This is a genomic window from Pseudomonas sp. C8002, assembly GCF_013385765.1.
Lineage (GTDB): Bacteria > Pseudomonadota > Gammaproteobacteria > Pseudomonadales > Pseudomonadaceae > Aquipseudomonas.
Genome location: NZ_JACAPJ010000015.1, coordinates 59108 through 78832, shown reverse-complemented (window position 1 = coordinate 78832; position 19725 = coordinate 59108). Strand labels below are relative to the sequence as shown.

Genomic DNA, 19725 nt, shown 5'->3' with positions numbered 1-19725 from the left:
AGGCCCTTAAAATCACCACAAATTCCAATAAAAAGGCCCCTGGATTCTCGTCCCGGGGCCTTTCGCATTTCAGCGGTCGTGTTTATGCCGCTTTCGCTTCCAGCTGGCTCAACGAGCGGTTCAGCGCGCTGAACACCGCCTTGAAGCTCGCCGTGGTGATGTTTTCATCAATGCCCACGCCATGCACCGGACGCTCACCGTTCACTCGCAGCTCGATGTAGGCCGCTGCCTTGGCATTGGTGCCGGCACCAATCGCATGTTCGTTGTAATCCATGATCTCCACACCAATCGGCAGCCCGGCCACCAGCGCTTCCAGGGCGCCGTTGCCCTTGCCGTGCCAGCGCAGGTTGGTTTCGCCCTGGCCCTTGCCGGAGACTTCAACTTCCACCGAGCTGTTGCCGTTCTCTTCCTGCAAGCGATGGCTGACCAGCGCGTAAGGAATGTTGGCTTGCAGGTATTCACGCTGCAACAAGCTGTAGATCTGCGCGGCGGTCATCTCCAGGCCCACTCGGTCGGTTTCGGCCTGTACCACCTGGCTGAACTCGATCTGCATGCGGCGCGGCAAGCTGATGCCGTATTCCTGCTCCAGCAGGTAGGCGATGCCGCCTTTGCCCGACTGGCTGTTGACGCGAATCACCGCCTCGTAGCTGCGGCCGATGTCGGCCGGGTCGATCGGCAAGTACGGCACTTCCCACAAGGCGTCGTCTTTCTGCTGGGTGAAGCCCTTGCGGATCGCGTCCTGGTGGGAGCCGGAGAAGGCGGTGTGAACCAGGTCGCCGACGTACGGGTGACGCGGGTGCACCGGGATCTGGTTGCACTCTTCGACAACTTTGCGAATACCGTCGATGTCGGAGAAGTCCAGCTGAGGGTCGAGGCCCTGGGTGTACATGTTCAAGGCCACGGTGACCAGGTCGACGTTACCGGTACGCTCGCCGTTGCCGAACAGGCAGCCTTCGACACGGTCGGCGCCGGCCATCAGGCCCAACTCGGTGGCGGCTACGCCGGTGCCACGGTCGTTGTGGGTGTGCAGGCTGATGATCACGCTGTCGCGACGGTTGATATGACGACCGAACCACTCGATCTGGTCGGCATAGATGTTCGGGGTGGCGCACTCGACGGTGGCTGGCAGGTTGAGGATCACCTTGTGCTCAGGCGTCGGGTTCCAGACCTCGATCACCGCGTCACAGACTTCCTTGGCGAACTCAAGCTCAGTGGCGCTGAACGTCTCTGGCGAGTATTCGAAGGTCCACTGGGTTTCCGGCTGCTGGGCGGCGTATTTGACGAACAGCTTGGCCGCGTTGACCGCGATCGCCTTGATGCCGTCCTTGTCCTGGTTGAACACGATGCGGCGGAACGACGGCGAGGTGGCGTTGTACAAGTGAACGATGGCTTTCTTCGCCCCGCGCAGGGATTCGAAGGTGCGCGCGATCAAGTCTTCACGGCCCTGGGTCAGCACCTGGATGGTGGTGTCCGCGGGGATGTGATTGTCTTCGATCAGGGTGCGCACGAAGTCGAAATCGGTTTGCGATGCGGCCGGGAAGGAGGCTTCGATTTCCTTCACACCGACGGCGACCAGGGTCTTCCAGAAACGCAGCTTTTTCACCGCGTCCATCGGTTCGATCAGCGACTGGTTGCCGTCGCGCAGGTCGGAACTGCACCAGATCGGCGCGGTGGTGATGGTTTTCGAAGGCCAGGTACGGTCCGGGATATCAATGGTCGGGAACGCGCGGTACTTCGAAGACGGGTCTTTGAGCATGCTCATCGGGAAATCCTTTGTCTAGGGGCCGAGAAAAGGCGGCCTGCCGTAAAACTGTTATTGGGGATAAAGCGGAAGACGAGGCAGATCGATTCAGCCTGGCAGTCGTGCGCTGACTAGGCACAGGCTGCGGTGCTGGCGGAGCTGAATGAGGGTGTGAGAGGTTTTCATAGGTCCAACCCTAACCGCCGGGGTGAAAGATGGCAAGCAGTCGGAAAAAATTGAGAGAAGTTCTGCTATTGCTGAGGAAAACGAGATTTTATGGTTGAGAATTGTGCGTGGGGTTGTTTTGTTTGCGCACCCTTTGCCGGGTGCGCAATTGAGCATCAGGGCTGAAACGCGCCGATAAAGATCGCCGGATCCACCCGTGCGTCGTTCAGGCTGATGTTCCAATGCATATGCGGCCCGGTCGCCCGGCCGGTGGAACCGACCTTGCCCACCACCGCACCACGAGCCAGTTGCTGGCCCACGCTCACATCAATCTTCGACATATGGCAGAACATGCTGATAAAGCCCTGGCCATGGTCGACAAACACGGTGTTGCCGTTGAAGAAGTAGTTGCCGGTCAGGATCACCTTGCCCGCTGCCGGGGTCTTGATCGGCGTGCCGGCGCCCACGGCAAAGTCCAGGCCGGAATGCGGATTCCGCTCCTCGCCATTGAAGAAACGTCGTACGCCGAACTTGCTCGACAGCGGCCCGTTCACCGGCTTGTCCAGCAGCAGGTTGCTCGGCGTGTTCGGGCTGAAACTGCGATACGCCTTGAGCTGGACCGCCAGCTCGCCTTCGATGCGCTTGAGTTGCGCCGGGTCCGGGTTCACCTGGCTCTTGTTCTTCAGGGTGATGTGCTGCTCGGGGTATTTCTTGAAGCCCACGACAAACGGCAGGTTCTGGCTGCCGCTGGTGATGCGTTGGGTGCCGGGCTTGACCGTCAGCGGGATGCCCACAATCGCCAGCCAGTTGTTTTGCTCCTTCACCACCAGCACTGGGCGGTTCATGTAGGTGGCTTTGGGCGCCGTGGCCGAAGTGCCGAGGTCGACCACCGCCACGCCACCGGGCACCGGCTTGTTCAGCAGCCGGGTGATGTAGCTGTCGGCATGGGCGTTAAAGGTCAGGCACAGCAGCATCAACAAACTTAAAAAGCGTGGCATCAATCAATCCAGTAACGAGAGGGTGACGGGCGTCAGGTGGTTGTCTTCCACCCGTACCTGCAATTGGCCTTCACCGAGGCGCGCGGTCAGGCGCTGCCCGGTGTGGGTTTGCGCGGCGTTGCGAATCGCCTGGCCGCGTTCGTCGAGCAAGATGCTGTAGCCGCGTCCAAGCGTCGCCAGCGGGCTGACCACGTGCAGCGTCTGCACCTGGCTTTGCAGTTGCAGGCGACGGGCCTTGAGGCCTTCGCGCATGGCACGGGGCAGGCGTTCGGCAAGGCTGTCCAGGCGTTGGCGCAACAGCGCCAGTTGGCGGCCGGGGTGTTGGCCGGCGAGGCGGGTTTCCAGGCGGATCAAACGCTCGCGACGGGTGTTGAGGCTGCGCTCGAAGGCACGCCGCAGGCGCATGTCCAGGTCATCCAGGCGCTGGGCCTGTTGGCGCAGGCGCTCGCCCGGGTGACGCAGGCGACGAGCCATGCCTTCCAGGCGCAGGCGGTCGTGGGTCAGGCGGTTGCGCATCAGCATCACCAGGCGGCGGTGCAGGTTCTCTACCTGGCGAGTCAGGTGGCTGGAGTCCGGCGCCAACAGCTCGGCAGCGGCGGAAGGCGTTGGGGCGCGTACGTCGGCGACAAAGTCGCTGATCGACACATCGGTCTCATGGCCAACGGCGCTGACGATGGGCGTCACGCAGGCGTCCACGGCACGCGCCACGGCTTCTTCGTTGAAGCACCAGAGGTCTTCCAGCGACCCGCCGCCACGGGCCAGGATCAACGCGTCGAAGCCGCGTGCATCGGCCAGCTTCAGTGCGCGGACGATCTGCGCCACGGCTTCACGACCTTGTACGGCTGTCGGGATCAACGTCAGTTCCACGTTGGGTGCCCGGCGGCGGAACACGCTGATGATGTCGCGAATCACCGCGCCGGTGGGCGAGCTGATAATCCCGATGCGCCGTGGGTGGGCGGGCAGCGGCACCTTGCGCTCGGCACTGAACAGGCCTTCGGCGCTGAGTTTTTCCTTCAGCGCGTCGAAGGCCAGGCGCAGTGCGCCGTCACCGGCCGGCTCCACCGTGTCGAGAATCAGCTGATAGTCGCCACGGCCCTCAAACAGCGAGACCTTGCCCCGCACCTTCACCGCCAGGCCGTCTTTCAACGCCTGGCGCACCCGTGCGGCGTTCTGCCGGAACAGCGCACAACGCACCTGGGCGCCACTGTCCTTGAGGGTGAAATACACGTGGCCGGAGGCCGGGCGGGCGAGGTTGGAGATCTCGCCTTCGACCCAGATATTGGTGAACACGTCTTCCAGCAACACCCGCGCGCGGCCGTTGAGCTGGCTGACAGTCAGGACTTCGCGGTCCAGGCCCAGACGGGCAAAGGGATCTTTAATCATGGGCGGCAGTTTATAGGCATTCGTGCAGGGTTTGACAGAACTGCTCCACCAGCGCGTTCGGCGTTTGCTGGCAGGCGAGGGCGACGGTGCTTTGGCAATCGGGATCGGCTAGGGGTAAAAAATGAATGTTGGCCGGCGCAATGTCCTGCATCGACTCCGGCAGCAAGGCGATCCCGAATCCGGCCTGGATCAGCTGTAGCTGCGTGGTCTTGCGCGACATCACCCGCGCCGCCTTGGGGAAAAATCCTGCACGCATGCACAACTCGGCTGACAGGTAACTCAGCCCTCCGCGCTGGGGGTGAGGGATCGAGATAAACGCTTCGTTCTTCAGTTGCGCCAAATCGATACCGGATGTGTGCCCGGCCAACCGGTGGTTCGGCGGCACGGCCAGCAACAGTCGCTCGCTATATAAAGGCACGATGCGCACGCCTTCGCGCTGGCGCAACACCGGTAAGCGCAACAGCCCGACCTCCAGTCGGCCGTCGGCGATTTCTTCCAACTGGGCTTCGGAGGACAGTTTGGCGATGTCCATCGACACGCCCGGGCATCGTTCCAGCCAGGCACCGATGCCGCGCAGCAGGCGGCCACTCATCGGCACCGTGCTCGAATGGCTCATTCGCAGCGTGCCGAGCTGTCCATTGCCCACTTGCGTCGCCATCTCACTGGCCTTGAGCAGTTCGCCCAGCAGGTTGCGTGCCCGCGGATAAAAAGCCTCGCCCGCAGCCGTCAGCCGTGGCTGGCGCGCAGTGCGTTCAAACAGCGGCGTTTGCAGCAGGTTTTCCAGCTCCTTGATCTGCCGGCTCAGTGCCGATTGCGCCACAAACAGCCGCTCGGCCGCTGCGCTGAAGCTGCCGCTCTCGGCGATTTCGACGAAGTAACGCAATTGCCGGGTGGAAATCACAAGTCATGCCTTTTCGAGATGAGTGATGGGCTTTGAAGATATTAGTCGCAACGCTTGCCAATGGCTAAAGTGATGGCCATCTCTAATAAGGAATACGTCATGAGTCCGGTCGAGCTGTTGAGTCATTGGTCGTTTGGCGGTGTGGACTGGCTGGTGATCGGCGTGGCGATTGCCCTGGCGTATATCGTGTTCGGCATTGCAGGCTTTGGTACCGCATTGGTGGCGGGGCCGATCCTGATTCTGTTCATGCCGCTGTCGAAGATCATCCCCTTGCTGGTGCTGCTGGATTTTGTCGCGGCCTTCGGCAACCTTCTGCAATCGCGCCGGGATGTGGTGAAACCGGAGTTGTTCAGGCTACTGCCGTGCATGGCGATTGGCTGCACCCTTGGGGTGATCTTCCTGCTCAACCTACACTCTGATTTATTGCTGCTGTTGATGGGGCTGTTTATCAGCGCCTATGCGATCTACAGCCTGGCGGTGAAGGCCAAGCCCACGCAGATGGCAGCCGGCTGGGCGATTCCCATGGGGGTTGTCGGCGGGCTGTTTGGCGCGTTGTTTGGCAGTGGCGGCTTTCTGTATGCGATCTACCTCAACAGCCGATTGCCCAAGGATGGCGCGCGGGCGACCCAGAGTGCGTTGATCAGTTGCAGCACGGTGGTGCGCCTGAGCCTGTTTCTGATCGCGGGCGTGTATGCCGAGCTACCCTTGTTGATGTTGGCGGTGTGCCTGTTGCCGGCCATGGCGCTCGGGCTGTGGGCGGGGCGGCGGTTGACCCTGCGCATGTCCCGCGAGGCGTTTGTGCGGTTGGTGACCTGGCTGGTGCTGGCCAGTGGCATTGCCTTGATTGCCCGTTACTTGAGTACTTGACCTGATTGTTTCAGGGATTAAGCTGCCAGCCTTCAGGGCCTCTTCGCGAGCAAGCCCGCTCCCACATTTGGAACGCATTCCCCCTGTGGGAGCGGGCTTGCTCGCGAAGGCGCCAGTAGCCACGCCGCAGGACTCCCATGAATTCCCAAAGCATCCTTGTCCCGAAAATCTCCACGCTACCCGTCCACGAACCCCGCGCCCGGGCGATCGTGCGCTGGCTGGTGCGCAAGAACATCGTCAAGGAAGAACTCACCACCTGCGGGCGCACCGGCAACCGCATGGGCTATGCCCTGGCCGACGGTGCCCGCGCCGTGGTGCTGCACCCCGACGCGCTGCCGTTCAACGAGCCGATCAACGGCCTGGAGATCATCTACAAGCGCTGCATCTACACCCCGGCCAAAGGCTTCCTGGAAGAGGCCGGCTGTCCCGAGTGCCTCAAGGAAGTCGGCGAAGCCCTGTTCGAAAGCCTGGAAGACTGGATGCCCGGCCACACCGATAACTTCACCTGCCCGCTGTGTGGGCATGAGGACGACATCAACGGTTTCCTGTTCCTGCAGGAATGCGGCTTTTCCAACCTGGGATTCATCTTCAATAACTGGGCGGAGGCGGGGTTCAAGCAGAGTTTTATCGACGAATTTGCCGACTGGCTGGACCAGAAGATGAGCTGGGTCAAAGTCGAACTTTAATTCGATGTGAGCGTTCCCACGCAGAGCGTGGGAACGCTCAGTGCTGCAAAAATCATCCATCTATCAGTATTACCAAGTTTGTCAGAGTTTTACATTGAACCCGAGGGGGTGTCTGACTATAATGGCGCGCTTCCATTTTCCCGCTCGGGAGCCCCCGCGATGCTGCGTATCAGCCAAGAAGCTCTGACATTCGACGACATTCTCCTAGTGCCCGGTTATTCCGAGGTGCTTCCTAACGAAGTCAGTCTCAAGACCCGCCTAACCCGTGGCATCGAGCTGAATATTCCTCTGGTTTCCGCTGCCATGGACACCGTCACTGAAGCCCGTTTGGCAATCGCCATGGCTCAGGAAGGCGGCATCGGCATCATCCACAAGAACATGACCATCGAGCAGCAAGCTGCCGAAGTTCGCAAGGTCAAGCGTTACGAAGCCGGTGTGGTCAAGGACCCGATCACCATCGAGGCCGATGCCACCGTTCGTGACCTGTTCGACCTGACCCGCCTGCACAACATCTCCGGCGTTCCGGTGCTGCACGATGGCGACCTGGTCGGCATCGTCACTTCCCGTGACGTGCGTTTCGAGAACCGTCTTGAAGTCACCGTCCGTGAAGTGATGACGCCTAAAGAGCGCCTCGTTACTGTCAAGGAAGGCGCCGACAAGAACGATGTGCGCGAGCTGCTGCACAAGCACCGCATCGAACGCGTACTGATCGTCGACGACAAATTCGCCCTCAAGGGCATGATGACCGTCAACGACATCGAAAAAGCCAAGGCTTACCCGCTGGCCAGCAAGGACGATCAAGGTCGTCTGCGCGTAGGCGCTGCGGTCGGTACCGGCAAAGACACCGGTGACCGTGTAGCGGCCCTGGTGGCTGCCGGTGTTGACGTGGTGGTGGTCGACACTGCCCACGGTCACTCCAAAGGCGTGATCGACCGCGTTCGCTGGGTCAAACAGAATTTCCCTGACGTGCAAGTGATCGGCGGCAACATTGCAACCGGCGCTGCCGCCAAGGCCCTGGCCGAAGCCGGTGCTGATGCGGTCAAGGTCGGTATCGGCCCTGGCTCGATCTGCACCACCCGTATCGTGGCCGGTGTAGGCGTGCCGCAAATCAGCGCCATCGCCAACGTCGCCGCTGCCCTTGAAGGCACTGGCGTACCGTTGATCGCCGACGGCGGCATCCGTTTCTCCGGTGACCTGTCCAAGGCCATCGTCGCCGGTGCTTCCTGCGTGATGATGGGCTCGATGTTCGCCGGTACTGAAGAAGCGCCGGGCGAGATCGAACTGTTCCAGGGTCGTTCGTACAAGGCTTACCGCGGCATGGGTTCCCTGGGCGCCATGTCCCAGGCTCAAGGCTCTTCCGACCGCTACTTCCAGGACTCCTCCGCGGGCGCCGAGAAGCTGGTACCGGAAGGCATTGAAGGGCGTGTTCCGTACAAGGGCACCCTGAGCGCCATCATCCATCAACTGATGGGCGGCCTGCGTTCCTCGATGGGCTACACCGGCAGCGCCGACATCGAAGAAATGCGCACCAAGCCTGAGTTCGTGCGGATCACCGGTGCCGGCATGGCTGAGTCCCACGTCCACGACGTACAGATCACCAAGGAAGCGCCAAACTACCGCGTAGGTTGATGCTTCCAGCAAATAGTTAAGTAACCGGGGCTGTCTTATTCAGCCCCGAGTTGTTTCTGATTCATTAGACGAGACTGATCTCATGGCCCTCGACATTCACGCCCACCGCATCCTGATCCTCGACTTCGGTTCCCAGTACACTCAGCTGATCGCCCGCCGCGTGCGTGAAATCGGCGTGTACTGCGAACTGCATCCGTTCGACATGGACGACGAAGCGATTCGCGAATTCGCTCCAAAAGGCGTCATTCTCGCCGGCGGCCCCGAGTCCGTGCACGAAGCCAACAGCCCGCGTTGCCCGCAGGCGGTGTTTGACCTGGGCGTGCCGGTCTTCGGTATCTGCTACGGCATGCAGACCATGGCCGAGCAACTGGGCGGCAAGGTTGAAGGTTCCGAGCTGCGTGAATTCGGTTACGCCCGTGTCGACGTAGTCGGCAAGAGCCGCCTGCTGGACGGCATCGAAGACCACATCGACGCCGACGGCCTGTTTGGCCTCGACGTATGGATGAGCCACGGTGACAAGGTCACCCGGATGCCGGAAGACTTCCACATCCTGGCCAGCACCCCGAGCTGCCCGATTGCCGGCATGTTCAACGACGAGCGCGGCTACTACGGCGTGCAGTTCCACCCGGAAGTGACCCACACCAAGCAAGGCGGTCGCATCCTGTCGCGCTTTATCCTCGACATCTGCCAGTGCGAAGCCCTGTGGACCCCGTCGAAGATCGCTGAAGACGCCATCGCCAACGTACGTGCCCAGGTCGGCACCGACAACGTCCTGCTGGGCCTGTCCGGCGGTGTTGACTCCTCCGTGGTTGCGGCGCTGCTGCACAAGGCCATCGGCGACCAACTGACCTGTGTCTTCGTCGACAACGGCCTGCTGCGCCTGCACGAAGGCGAGCAAGTGATGGCCATGTTCGCCGAGAACATGGGCGTCAAGGTGATCCGCGCCAACGCTGAAGATCAGTTCCTGAACAACCTGGCCGGCGAGTCCGACCCGGAGAAGAAGCGCAAGATCATCGGTCGCACCTTCATCGACGTATTCGATGCCCAGTCCAACAAACTGGACAACATCAAGTACCTCGCCCAGGGCACCATCTACCCGGACGTGATCGAATCGGCCGGCGCCAAGAGCGGCAAGGCCCACGTGATCAAGTCCCACCACAACGTGGGCGGCCTGCCTGAGGAAATGAACCTCAAGCTGGTAGAGCCACTGCGCGAACTGTTCAAGGACGAAGTCCGTCGTCTGGGCCTGGAACTCGGCCTGCCGTACGACATGGTCTACCGCCACCCATTCCCGGGCCCGGGCCTGGGCGTGCGGATCCTCGGTGAAGTGAAGAAGGAATACGCCGACCTGCTGCGTCGCGCCGACCACATCTTCATCGAAGAACTGCGCAAGGCCGACTGGTACCACAAGGTCAGCCAGGCGTTCGTAGTGTTCCAGCCGGTGAAGTCGGTTGGCGTGGTCGGCGATGGCCGTCGTTACGCCTGGGTTGTGGCCCTGCGTGCGGTGGAAACCATCGACTTCATGACCGCCCGTTGGGCACACCTGCCGTACGAACTGCTGGAGACGGTCAGCGGCCGTATCATCAATGAGATTGAAGGTATTTCGCGCGTGACTTATGACGTGTCGAGCAAGCCGCCGGCGACGATTGAGTGGGAGTGAACCTGCGGTAGCAGGTGAGCGCTGAATAACAAAACCCCGGCCTGGTGCCGGGGTTTTGTGTTTCTGGAGTGTGGATATTTACGCGAGAGCTGCACTTGGTCGTTTACCCGAATAAAGATCTATTCAGAATGATTTGCATCGTATACGGTTCATATGTGTGATTTTATCTATTTATGCATTGTATGGGATGCAGATAAGTGGGCGACTTAGGAATACTCATCAAGAATCTCCGCAAAGCCGCAGGCCTGTCACAAAGCCAGCTCGCGCAACGGCACGGCATGAGTCGCGCAACCATCTCGGGGATTGAGAACAACACCGTCCCTGAAGTAGGGATTCGCAAGGTCGCAGCCATCCTTGAAGGCTTGGGGTACGAGCTGACCGCTATCCCCATGCGTCGGCGCAAGACCCTCGATGAACTGAAATCAGGAAATGTCCATGACTAGGCAAAGTGACCGACTGTATATCGGCGCTGGCGGTGTACCTTCCGGAACGTTGGGGCGACGTCAAGAAAATCAGCGCGATTCGGTCTTCTCGTATAACGAGGGAGTAGCAGACGAGAACGCCGTTTCCTTGACCATGCCGGTGCGTCTGGAAAGCTACAACTGGGAGTATGGAATCCACCCGTTGTTCGAGATGCACATCCCTGAGGGGCATCTCAAGGGCGAGCTTGTGCGACGTTTCAGCAAGTCAGTGCGTGGCTTTGATGACTTCTCTTTGCTGGGCATTGTCGGTCCACACCAACTTGGCCGTATCAGTGTTGCCCATGAAGCGGGTGGCGAGCCGTTGCCTGAGGTCAAGCTCTCCGAGCTGTTGGTCTATGACGGGGCGCAAGAGCTGTTTGATGACCTTCTCAAAACCTACGCAGCCTACTCGGGGGTGTCGGGCGTTCAACCGAAAGTGCTGGTGCGCGACGCAGGCGATAGGGCTCCCGACGTTGAGCGTTTCACTCATCGAGGCGCCACGCATCTGGTTAAGGCGTTCAACGACTCAGACTTTCCGCAACTGGCAGCCAATGAGTTTTTCTGCATGCGGGCCGCACTCCATTGTGGTCTTGAAGTACCTGAATTCCATCTCAGCCAGCAGGGAACGCTCCTGGTGGTGAAGCGGTTCGACATCGGTGAAAGCGCCTACCTCGGATTTGAGGACATGTGCGTTCTATCGGGTTGGGGAACCGCGAAGAAGTACGACGGCAGTTATCAGGGATGCGCGAAGCTGATCCGGTCTTTTGTCACGCCAAGCCGCATAACCAGGACGCTGGAAGACTTCTTCATGATGGTGGGACTCTCTGCCGGTATCCAGAATGGTGACGGGCACCTCAAGAACTTCGGCCTGCTTTATGAAAATTGTGCAGAAGATGCTGACGTGTGGCTCGCCCCGGCTTACGACCTGGTGACCACCACCGTGTACAACGGCAACGACATCATGGGGCTGTTGCTCGGTGGCTCGAAAGCCTGGCCAAAGCGCAAGATGCTGGTTCAGTTCGGGCGTAGCTCATGCGGTTTGACAGAGGCGCGCTGCAACGAATTGCTAGCCAGAGTGCACCAGGGTATGAGTCGCGCTATGGAGGAGCTTTCCGAGTATCGAAGCGTCCACCCAGCGTTCGACGAGGTGGGGGGAAAGATGGTCGCTGCATGGAATGCCGGGCTGGCCAGGAGCATTGTGCCGGAGTGATTTGCCCGACTGACGACGCCGGGCTTTTCGAGGACTCGCCAAGTCGTTTCTTTGTTTACCGCCGCGCAATATCCGAAAAGTAAAACTTATCCAGCGTATGCCGCGACTCGGTGTACTCGAACTGCCGTCCATCCTGCAAAAACGTCTGGTTGCTCACCACGATCACATGGCTCTGACCTTCGAGGTCCAGGTGTGTCTGATCGTCCTTTCCCCGCGGCAGCGCTTCGATGGTGCGCTGGGCATAGCTGATCTGCAGCTGCAAGGTCTGTTCGATAAACGCATAGATCGACTGCTCGGCAATCTCCCGATCCAGCCCCGGTATCAGGTCGGCGACGAAGTGGTTGATGTCGAGGATCACCCGTTTGCCGTCGATCCGCCGCACCCGTTTGACCCGGGTAATCAGGCTGCCAGCTTCGGCCTCAATGTGTTGCATCAACGGGCCTTCCAGCGGGAACTGGCTGAACTCCACCACTTCGGTACTGACGTCGTCGCCGAGGGCGGCATGGGTCTCGCGAAAGCTGACGATACCGCCGAGCTGGAACTCGATGGGGTTGGGTGACAGCACGAAGGTGCCCTTGCCGTGGATCTTTTGCGCGAAGCCGCGCTCCTGCAATTGCTCGATCGCCCGGCGTACCGTGCCACGGCTGGCCTGGTAAGCGTCCATCAGTTCGGTTTCGGAGGGCAGGCGCGTGCCGCGTTGCAGGCGTTCGGTGGTGATGCTGGCAAGCAGATCGGTATAGATCTGGTTGTATTTACTCATGGGGAAGGGCTCTGTGCCGCGTTGGCGTTCAAGGCAGGAACCTTAGTGGCAGCGATGGGGTTTGTCCATGCAACCCATTGTAGAACTCGGAAATTTCTGACTCAAAAAACAGAAAATTAATCATTTTCAAACTCGTACATACGAGTTATTGCTTTAACTCGTACAGACGAGTACTTTTGGCTTCGGCGTGCTGCCTATGACCGCCCAATAAAAAAAACCAGAGTGGATACCAAGCATGAGCCACGACTATCCGAATATTGCCCGCGAGATTCTCAAGAACCTCGGCGGCAGCGACAACCTTGAGCAAGCTGCCCATTGCGTCACCCGCTTGCGCCTAGCCCTCAAGGACCCGAGCCTGGCCAACAGCGGCGAGCTGAACCAGGTCGACCTGGTCAAGGGTTCGTTCTTCACCGGCGGCCTGTTCCAGATCGTGATCGGCCCCGGCGAAGTGGAAAAGGTCTACGCCGCCCTGCGTGAGCAAACGGGCCTCGCCGCGTCGACCATCGCGGACGTGAAACAGAAAAGCGCCGACAAAATAAACCCGATGCAGCGCCTGGTGCGGGTGTTCTCCGACGTGTTCATGCCGATTTTGCCGGCGCTGATCATTGCCGGTTTGCTCATGGGGGTGAACAACCTGATGGGCGCCAAGGGCATGTTCATCGCGGACAAGACCTTGCTCGACGCCTATCCGAACCTGGATGGCCTGTGGAGCCTGATCAACCTGATGGCCAACACCTCGTTCGTGTTCCTGCCGGCACTGGTGGGCTGGTCGGCGGCCAAGCGCTTTGGTGGCAGTGAAATCCTCGGCATTGTCCTCGGCCTGATGCTGGTGCACCCCGATCTGCTCAACGCCTGGAACTACGGCAAGGCGGTCGCCGGCCTCGACGGCCAGAGCCTGCCGTACTTCGATATTTTCGGCTGGTTCAAGATCGAGAAGGTCGGCTACCAGGGCCAGATCCTGCCGATCCTGCTGGCCGCTTACGTGATGAGCGTGATTGAGAAATGGCTGCGGGCACGGGTGCCGAATGCCATTCAGTTGCTGGTGGTGCCGATCACTACCATCGTCGTCACCGGCGTACTGGCGCTGGCGATCATCGGCCCGGTGACCCGCCACCTCGGCATCCTGATCACCGAAGGCGTGGTCACCCTGTTTGACTTGGCGCCGATGGTCGGCGGCGCAATCTTCGGTCTGCTGTATGCACCGCTGGTGATCACCGGCATGCACCACATGTTCCTCGCCGTGGACCTGCAACTTATTTCCACCCAGGGCGGCACCTTTATCTGGCCGATGATCGTCATGTCCAACCTGGCCCAGGGCAGCGCGGCGCTCGGCGTGTTCTACATGAGCCGCAATGCGCGGGACAAGAGCATGGCGTCCACCTCGGCGATTTCCGCCTACTTCGGCATCACCGAGCCGGCGATGTTCGGGGTCAACCTGCGCTTCAAGTTTCCGTTCTACGCGGCGCTGACCGGCTCGGCGCTGGGCAGTATTTTCCTGTCATTGAACAAGGTGCAGGCCTCGGCGATTGGCGTGGGTGGCTTGCCCGGGTTCATCTCGATCATCCCGCAGTACATCCCAAGTTTTGTCATCGGCATGGTCGTCGCGATTGTCGTGCCGTTTGTTTTGACCTGTGTGTTGAGCATGAAAATTGTCCGGCCCGGATACCGGGTCGCCTGATCTACCGCTATCGCAGGCAAGCCAGCTCCCACAGTTGATCGCATTTCCAGATTGAAGGAACCCGTCATGCAAAACTGGCAACATTCGGTGATCTACCAGATCTACCCCAAAAGCTTCCACAGCCACGCGGGTAACGCCACCGGTGACCTGCTGGGCATCGTGGACAAGCTCGATTACCTGAAGTGGCTGGGCGTCGACTGCCTGTGGATCACCCCGTTCCTGCGTTCGCCCCAGCGCGACAACGGCTACGACATCAGTGACTACTACGCCATCGACCCGAGCTACGGGACCATGGCCGATTGCGACTTGCTGATCAGCGAAGCCGCCAAGCGCGGCATCACGCTGATGCTCGACATCGTGGTCAACCACACTTCCATCGAACACGAGTGGTTCCAGCAGGCCCGCAGCAGCCTCGACAACCCGTACCGCGACTTCTACATCTGGCGCGACCAGCCGAACAACTGGGAATCCAAGTTCGGCGGCTCGGCCTGGGAATACGAGGCGCAGACCGGCCAGTACTTCCTGCACCTGTTCGACCACACCCAGGCCGACCTGAACTGGGACAACCCCAAGGTGCGCGCCGAAGTGTTCAAGCTGATGCGCTTCTGGCGCGACAAGGGCGTGGGCGGTTTCCGCCTGGACGTGATCAACCTGATCTCCAAGCCGGCGGATTTTCCGGAAGACAACAGCGACGGTCGGCGCTTCTACACCGACGGCCCGAACGTGCATGAATACCTGAAGGAAATGCACCGCGAAGTGTTCGAGGGGCATGACCTGATCAACGTCGGCGAGATGTCGTCCACCAGCCTTGAGCACTGCATTCGTTATTCGAATCCACAGTCGAAAGAGCTGTCGATGACCTTCAACTTTCACCACCTGAAAGTCGACTATCCGAACCTGCAGAAGTGGGTCGCGGCCGACTTCGACTTCCTGCAACTCAAGCAGATTCTGTCCGACTGGCAACTCGGCATGCAGGCCGGTGGCGGCTGGAATGCGCTGTTCTGGTGTAACCACGACCAGCCGCGGGTGGTCTCGCGTTTTGGTGACGACGGCGAGCACCGCGTGGTCTCGGCGAAGATGCTCGCCACTGCGCTGCACTTCCTCCAGGGCACGCCTTTCGTGTACCAGGGCGAAGAGCTGGGGATGACCAATCCGGGCTTCGACACCATCGACCAATACCGAGATGTCGAGACGCTGAACATCTATCGGCTCAAGCGCGAGGCCGGTGAGTCCGAGGCGTCGAGCATGGCGGCGATCATGCAGAAGTCCCGCGATAACAGCCGCACACCGATGCAATGGAATGCCGAGCAAAACGCCGGCTTCAGCCGCGGCGAACCGTGGATCGGCATCCCGGCCAACGCCGCGCAGATCAACGTGCAAAGCGAGCTGGATGACCCGCAATCGGTACTGCATCACTACCGTGCGCTGATCAAGCTGCGTCGGCATGAGCCGCTGATTCAGGAAGGCGTTTACCGCCAACTGCTGCCACAGCACACCCAGGTCTGGGCGTACCTGCGCGAAGGCCACGGCGAACGCCTGCTGGTGCTGAACAACTTCTACGGCACGCCATGCCAGATCGAACTGCCCGATGGCCTGCTGACGGCGGCGAGTGAGCAACGCCTGCTGATCAGCAACTACGACGACTGCCCACAGCGCTCGAGCCAGGTCTCGCTGCGCCCGTATGAATCGTTTGTGCTGCATCTCAAGGACTGAGACCCGCTTTACCCCCGGCGTGGGAGAGCCGGGGCGCTTAAAAAAACATAATAAAAATATCGGAGTGCTTCATGAAAACAACAATAAAGCTGGGCCTCGTTGCATCCTGCCTGACCTTGCCGATGGCAGCCCAGGCGTTGGAATTTGCCGGCTACTTGCGTAGCGGTGCGGGGACTTCAACCGGCAGTGGCAAGCAGCAGTGCTTCCAGTTGCCGGGTGCACAATCCAAATACCGCCTGGGCAACGAGTGCGAGCAGTACGCCGAACTCGAATTGCGCCAGGACCTGCTGACCCTCGACGACGGCTCGGTGTTCAGCGTCGACGCCATGGCTTCGCTGTACAACAAGTACGACCGGGCGCTGAAGTTCCAGGGCGAAGACAACGGCTCGGCACGCATGCCGCAGATGTACGCGCAGTGGTCGAACATCCCCAGCCTCAACGGCGGTTCGCTGTGGGCCGGCCGGCGCTACTACAAACGAAACGACATCCATATCTCCGACTTCTACTACTGGAACCAGAGCGCCACGGGCGGCGGTATCGAGGACGTGAAAATCGGCGACCTGAAATACAGCTACGCGCTTTCCCGCAAGGACAACCTGTACCAGAAGGAATACGCCACCCGTCACGACTTTAACGTGGCCGGCTTCAAGACCAATCCCGGCGGCGAGCTGGAACTGGGCTTGAGCTACATCGAAAAAGCCGGTGGCCGTGACACCAACAGCGGCTGGGCCATTACCGCCCAGCATGTGCAGAAACCCTTCCTCGGCGGGCGCAACAAATTTGCCCTGCAGTACGGCGAAGGCCCCGGCACCGGCCTCGGCTACACCGGCGATACCTTCCTCGATAAAAGCAGCAAGAGCTACCGCGCAGTGGAGTTCTTCGACTGGCAAGTGACGCCACGGTTTGGCGGGCAGATCGAGGCCGTGTACCAGAAGGATATTCGCCCGGGCAACCAGGATCAGACCTGGATGTCGCTGGGCGTGCGCCCGGCCTATGCGATTTCCGAACAGTTCAAGCTGGTCACCGAACTCGGTCATGATCAGGTCGAGGCTACCGGTGGCACGCGCAAGCTGAGCAAATTTACGTTCGCCCCGACCTGGTCGCCCAAAGGCCCGGATTTCTGGGCACGACCGGAAGTGCGCTTGTATTACACCTACGCGACCTGGAACGAAGCGGCCAAGCGTGCGGCCAATGAACTGGCGGCAGGTTCGGCGTTGTCCGACACCGGCAGTTATGGCACGGCGTTGCATGGCTCCAACTTTGGTGTGCAGGTTGAGTACTGGTGGAAATAAAGCCGTCGATGCCCAATGATTTTTACAGAACCAAACAGCAGGTGAAGTCATGACCACAACCCAATCCCTGGAATTGCTGGCGCCATTGTCCGGGGTGCTGCTCGCCCTGGACCAGGTGCCTGATCCGGTGTTCTCCAGTCGCCTGATCGGCGATGGCCTGTGCATCGATCCGACCTCGCAGACCCTCTGCGCGCCACTGGCCGGGGTGATCAGCAATATCCAGGACAGTGGTCATGCGGTGAGCATCACCGATGACAACGGCGTCCAGGTGCTGATGCACATCGGCCTGGACACCGTGAACCTGGCGGGCAAGGGTTTCACCCGATTGGTCGAGGAAGGCCAGCGGGTGGAAGCCGGGCAACCGCTGATTGAATTCGATGCCGACTACGTGGCGCTCAATGCCCGTAGTTTGCTGACCCTGATGCTGGTGGTCAGTGGCGAACCCTTCAAGCTGCTGACGCCCGAGCAGGGCCTGGTGGACGTGGGGCAGCCACTGCTGCGAGTCACGCCGCAAGCCGTTGCCGACGAGGTGAAAGACGAGGAGGGTGACGCCCTGTTCTCCAGGCCACTGACCTTGCCCAACGCCAACGGCCTGCATGCGCGCCCGGCGGCGGTGCTGGCGCAGGCGGCCAAAGGCTTCAAGGCGAGTATTTACCTGCACAAGCAAACCGAGAGCGCCAACGCCAAGTCGCTGGTACGGATCATGGCGTTGCAAACGGTGCAGGGTGACACCTTGCAAGTCAGCGCGGCCGGCGAGGATGCCGAAGCGGCGATCCAGGCGCTGGTGACGTTGCTGGCCGAAGGCTGCGGCGAAACCGTCGCGGCTCATCAACCTGACGCTGCACCCGTGGCGCCTGATTCATCGGCGACCTTGCTGCGCGGCGTGTGCGCCTCGCCCGGTTCGGCGTTTGGCCAAGTGGTGCAGGTCAAGGAGCCGGCACTGACGTTCGTAGAGACCGGCAAAGGTGAAGCGCTGGAACGTGCGGCCCTGACCCATGCCCTGAACAACGCCAATCAGGCGCTGCAAGCCCTGCAGGAAAAGGCCGTCGGCACTGCCCAGTCCGAGATCTTCCGCGCCCATCAGGAGTTGCTGGACGATCCGGCCCTGCTGGAACAAACCCGCGACCTGCTGGACCAGGGCAAGAGCGCGGCCTTCGCCTGGAACAGCGCCACCGAGGCCACCGCCACGCTCTTCCAGGGCCTGGGCAACGCCTTGCTTGCCGAGCGCGCTGCCGACCTGGCAGACGTTGGCCAGCGGGTGCTGAAATTGATCCTCGGGGTTCAGGACAGCGCCTGGGATTTGCCGGAGCAGGCAATCCTGATTGCCGAACAACTGACTCCCTCGCAAACCGCCAGCCTCGACACGCGCAAGGTGCTGGGTTTTGTGACGGTGGGCGGCGGCGCTACCAGCCACGTCGCCATTCTCGCCCGCGCCCTTGGCTTGCCGGCCATCTGCGGGGTGCCGGCGCAGGTGCTGGAACTGGCCAACGGCAAGCAAGTGCTGCTGGATGCCGACAAGGGCGAGTTGCACCTGGACCCGGACCTGGCCGAGATCGAACACTTGCAAGCCAGCCGCCAACAACAAGTGCTGCGCCGCCAGCGGGAAGTGGAGCAGGCGTCGTTGCCCGCCACGACCCGCGACGGTCATCACGTCGAAGTGACGGCCAACGTCGCATCGTTGCAGGAGGTGGAGCAGGCATTGTCCCTGGGGGGCGAAGGCGTTGGTTTGCTGCGTTCCGAGTTCCTCTACCTGGACCGCAACCGCGCGCCGAGCCCCGAGGAGCAGGCGGGCACCTACAGCGCCATCGCCCGTGCATTGGGCCCGCAGCGCAATCTGGTGGTGCGCACCCTCGACGTTGGTGGCGACAAGCCGTTGGCCTATGTGCCGATGGACAGCGAGACCAACCCGTTCCTTGGCCTGCGCGGGATTCGCCTGTGCCTGGAGCGCCCGGAACTGTTGCGTGAACAATTCCGTGCAATTCTCGCCAGTGCCGGTTTCGCCCGTTTGCACATCATGTTGCCGATGGTCAGCCTGCTCTCGGAGCTGCGCCTGGCGCGGCAGATTCTTGAAGAGGAAGCGCTGGCCCTGGGGCTGACGGAACTGCCGAAGCTGGGAATCATGATCGAAGTGCCATCGGCGGCATTGATGGCCGATCTGTTTGCGCCGGAGGTGGATTTCTTCTCCATCGGCACCAACGACCTGACCCAATACACCCTGGCCATGGACCGCGATCACCCGCGCCTCGCCAGCCAGGCCGACAGCTTTCACCCGGCGGTGCTGCGCCTGATCGCCGCCACCGTCAAGGCGGCCCATGCCCATGGCAAGTGGGTCGGCGTGTGTGGGGCGTTGGCGTCTGAAGCGCTGGCGGTGCCGGTGCTGATCGGGCTGGGAGTGGATGAGTTGTCGGTCAGCGTGCCGCTGATCCCGACCATCAAGGCTACCGTGCGCGAGCTGGACCTGGCGGACTGCCAATCCATCGCCCGCCAGGTGCTGGGCCTGGAAGAAGCGGCGCAGGTTCGCGAGTCCTTGCGCCTGTACCACGCGGCTACCGTTGAAACCTCATTGGTTGTGGAGAACTGA

Annotated in this window: 15 protein-coding genes; 10 read left to right on the top strand and 5 right to left on the bottom strand. The window is 60.8% G+C overall.

What is annotated here, in order from left to right:
* Nucleotides 1–82 precede the first annotated feature (82 nt).
* From leuA to HX814_RS21515, 4 genes are all read right to left on the bottom strand, one after another.
* Complete coding sequence (gene leuA / locus HX814_RS21530; RefSeq protein WP_102605673.1) at nucleotides 83–1762, bottom strand: 2-isopropylmalate synthase; 1680 nt, start codon at nucleotides 1760–1762, stop codon at nucleotides 83–85.
* A 320-nt stretch (nucleotides 1763–2082) separates the two neighbouring features.
* Entirely contained in the window at nucleotides 2083–2904 is an 822-nt protein-coding gene (locus tag HX814_RS21525; RefSeq protein WP_008438272.1) for a peptidoglycan DD-metalloendopeptidase family protein, read from the bottom strand.
* Between the two features lie 3 nt (nucleotides 2905–2907).
* Nucleotides 2908–4287, bottom strand: a complete 1380-nt coding sequence (gene xseA, locus HX814_RS21520; RefSeq protein WP_003209653.1) for an exodeoxyribonuclease VII large subunit — start codon at nucleotides 4285–4287, stop codon at nucleotides 2908–2910.
* Nucleotides 4288–4297: 10 nt separating this feature from the next.
* Nucleotides 4298–5188: a LysR family transcriptional regulator gene (locus HX814_RS21515; protein WP_087695128.1), complete on the bottom strand. Its 891-nt coding sequence runs from the start codon at nucleotides 5186–5188 to the stop codon at nucleotides 4298–4300.
* Between the two features lie 99 nt (nucleotides 5189–5287).
* Between HX814_RS21515 and HX814_RS21510 the strand changes: the two genes are divergently transcribed.
* From HX814_RS21510 to HX814_RS21485, 6 genes are all read left to right on the top strand, one after another.
* The gene (locus HX814_RS21510; protein ID WP_003209649.1) at nucleotides 5288–6055 is read left to right on the top strand and encodes a sulfite exporter TauE/SafE family protein; all 768 of its coding nucleotides are present in this window, start codon (nucleotides 5288–5290) and stop codon (nucleotides 6053–6055) included.
* Nucleotides 6056–6192: 137 nt separating this feature from the next.
* Entirely contained in the window at nucleotides 6193–6741 is a 549-nt protein-coding gene (locus HX814_RS21505) for a hypothetical protein (protein WP_003209647.1), read from the top strand.
* A gap of 159 nt (nucleotides 6742–6900) precedes the next feature.
* Nucleotides 6901–8370: an IMP dehydrogenase gene (guaB, locus tag HX814_RS21500; RefSeq protein WP_003209646.1), complete on the top strand. Its 1470-nt coding sequence runs from the start codon at nucleotides 6901–6903 to the stop codon at nucleotides 8368–8370.
* 82 nt (nucleotides 8371–8452) lie between these two features.
* The gene (gene guaA, locus HX814_RS21495; protein WP_003209644.1) at nucleotides 8453–10030 is read left to right on the top strand and encodes a glutamine-hydrolyzing GMP synthase; all 1578 of its coding nucleotides are present in this window, start codon (nucleotides 8453–8455) and stop codon (nucleotides 10028–10030) included.
* A 197-nt stretch (nucleotides 10031–10227) separates the two neighbouring features.
* Entirely contained in the window at nucleotides 10228–10473 is a 246-nt protein-coding gene (locus HX814_RS21490) for a helix-turn-helix transcriptional regulator (protein ID WP_177008158.1), read from the top strand.
* The gene (locus HX814_RS21485; RefSeq protein WP_177008157.1) at nucleotides 10466–11701 is read left to right on the top strand and encodes a type II toxin-antitoxin system HipA family toxin; all 1236 of its coding nucleotides are present in this window, start codon (nucleotides 10466–10468) and stop codon (nucleotides 11699–11701) included. The genes HX814_RS21490 and HX814_RS21485 overlap by 8 nt, the downstream gene beginning before the upstream one ends.
* A 55-nt stretch (nucleotides 11702–11756) precedes the next feature.
* Here the strand turns inward: HX814_RS21485 and treR are convergent, their stop codons facing one another.
* Nucleotides 11757–12461 (bottom strand): trehalose operon repressor, encoded by a 705-nt coding sequence (treR, locus tag HX814_RS21480; RefSeq protein ID WP_003209636.1) that lies wholly within the window; start codon nucleotides 12459–12461, stop codon nucleotides 11757–11759.
* A gap of 235 nt (nucleotides 12462–12696) precedes the next feature.
* Here treR and treP point away from each other — a divergent pair, with 235 nt between their 5' ends.
* From treP to ptsP, 4 genes are all read left to right on the top strand, one after another.
* Nucleotides 12697–14139, top strand: coding sequence for a PTS system trehalose-specific EIIBC component (gene treP, locus HX814_RS21475; protein ID WP_008438268.1), 1443 nt, complete (start codon nucleotides 12697–12699; stop codon nucleotides 14137–14139).
* Nucleotides 14140–14205: 66 nt separating this feature from the next.
* A complete protein-coding gene (gene treC / locus HX814_RS21470; protein WP_003209630.1) occupies nucleotides 14206–15852 on the top strand; it encodes an alpha,alpha-phosphotrehalase in 1647 nt (548 codons plus the stop codon).
* 71 nt (nucleotides 15853–15923) lie between these two features.
* Nucleotides 15924–17144, top strand: a complete 1221-nt coding sequence (locus tag HX814_RS21465) for a carbohydrate porin (RefSeq protein WP_003209628.1) — start codon at nucleotides 15924–15926, stop codon at nucleotides 17142–17144.
* Nucleotides 17145–17193: 49 nt separating this feature from the next.
* Nucleotides 17194–19725 carry a phosphoenolpyruvate--protein phosphotransferase gene (gene ptsP, locus HX814_RS21460; protein ID WP_177008155.1) on the top strand — a complete coding sequence of 844 codons (2532 nt, stop codon included), beginning with the start codon at nucleotides 17194–17196 and terminating at the stop codon, nucleotides 19723–19725.

Excerpts from the sequence above, each read along its gene's own strand:
- leuA (WP_102605673.1), bottom strand. The coding sequence starts at position 1,762 with ATGAGCATGCTCAAAGACCCGTCTTCGAAGTACCGCGCGTTCCCGACC.
- HX814_RS21525 (WP_008438272.1), bottom strand. The coding sequence starts at position 2,904 with ATGCCACGCTTTTTAAGTTTGTTGATGCTGCTGTGCCTGACCTTTAAC.
- xseA (WP_003209653.1), bottom strand. The coding sequence starts at position 4,287 with ATGATTAAAGATCCCTTTGCCCGTCTGGGCCTGGACCGCGAAGTCCTG.
- HX814_RS21510 (WP_003209649.1), top strand. The coding sequence starts at position 5,288 with ATGAGTCCGGTCGAGCTGTTGAGTCATTGGTCGTTTGGCGGTGTGGAC.
- HX814_RS21505 (WP_003209647.1), top strand. The coding sequence starts at position 6,193 with ATGAATTCCCAAAGCATCCTTGTCCCGAAAATCTCCACGCTACCCGTC.
- guaB (WP_003209646.1), top strand. The coding sequence starts at position 6,901 with ATGCTGCGTATCAGCCAAGAAGCTCTGACATTCGACGACATTCTCCTA.
- guaA (WP_003209644.1), top strand. The coding sequence starts at position 8,453 with ATGGCCCTCGACATTCACGCCCACCGCATCCTGATCCTCGACTTCGGT.
- HX814_RS21485 (WP_177008157.1), top strand. The coding sequence starts at position 10,466 with ATGACTAGGCAAAGTGACCGACTGTATATCGGCGCTGGCGGTGTACCT.
- treR (WP_003209636.1), bottom strand. The coding sequence starts at position 12,461 with ATGAGTAAATACAACCAGATCTATACCGATCTGCTTGCCAGCATCACC.
- treP (WP_008438268.1), top strand. The coding sequence starts at position 12,697 with ATGAGCCACGACTATCCGAATATTGCCCGCGAGATTCTCAAGAACCTC.
- treC (WP_003209630.1), top strand. The coding sequence starts at position 14,206 with ATGCAAAACTGGCAACATTCGGTGATCTACCAGATCTACCCCAAAAGC.
- HX814_RS21465 (WP_003209628.1), top strand. The coding sequence starts at position 15,924 with ATGAAAACAACAATAAAGCTGGGCCTCGTTGCATCCTGCCTGACCTTG.
- ptsP (WP_177008155.1), top strand. The coding sequence starts at position 17,194 with ATGACCACAACCCAATCCCTGGAATTGCTGGCGCCATTGTCCGGGGTG.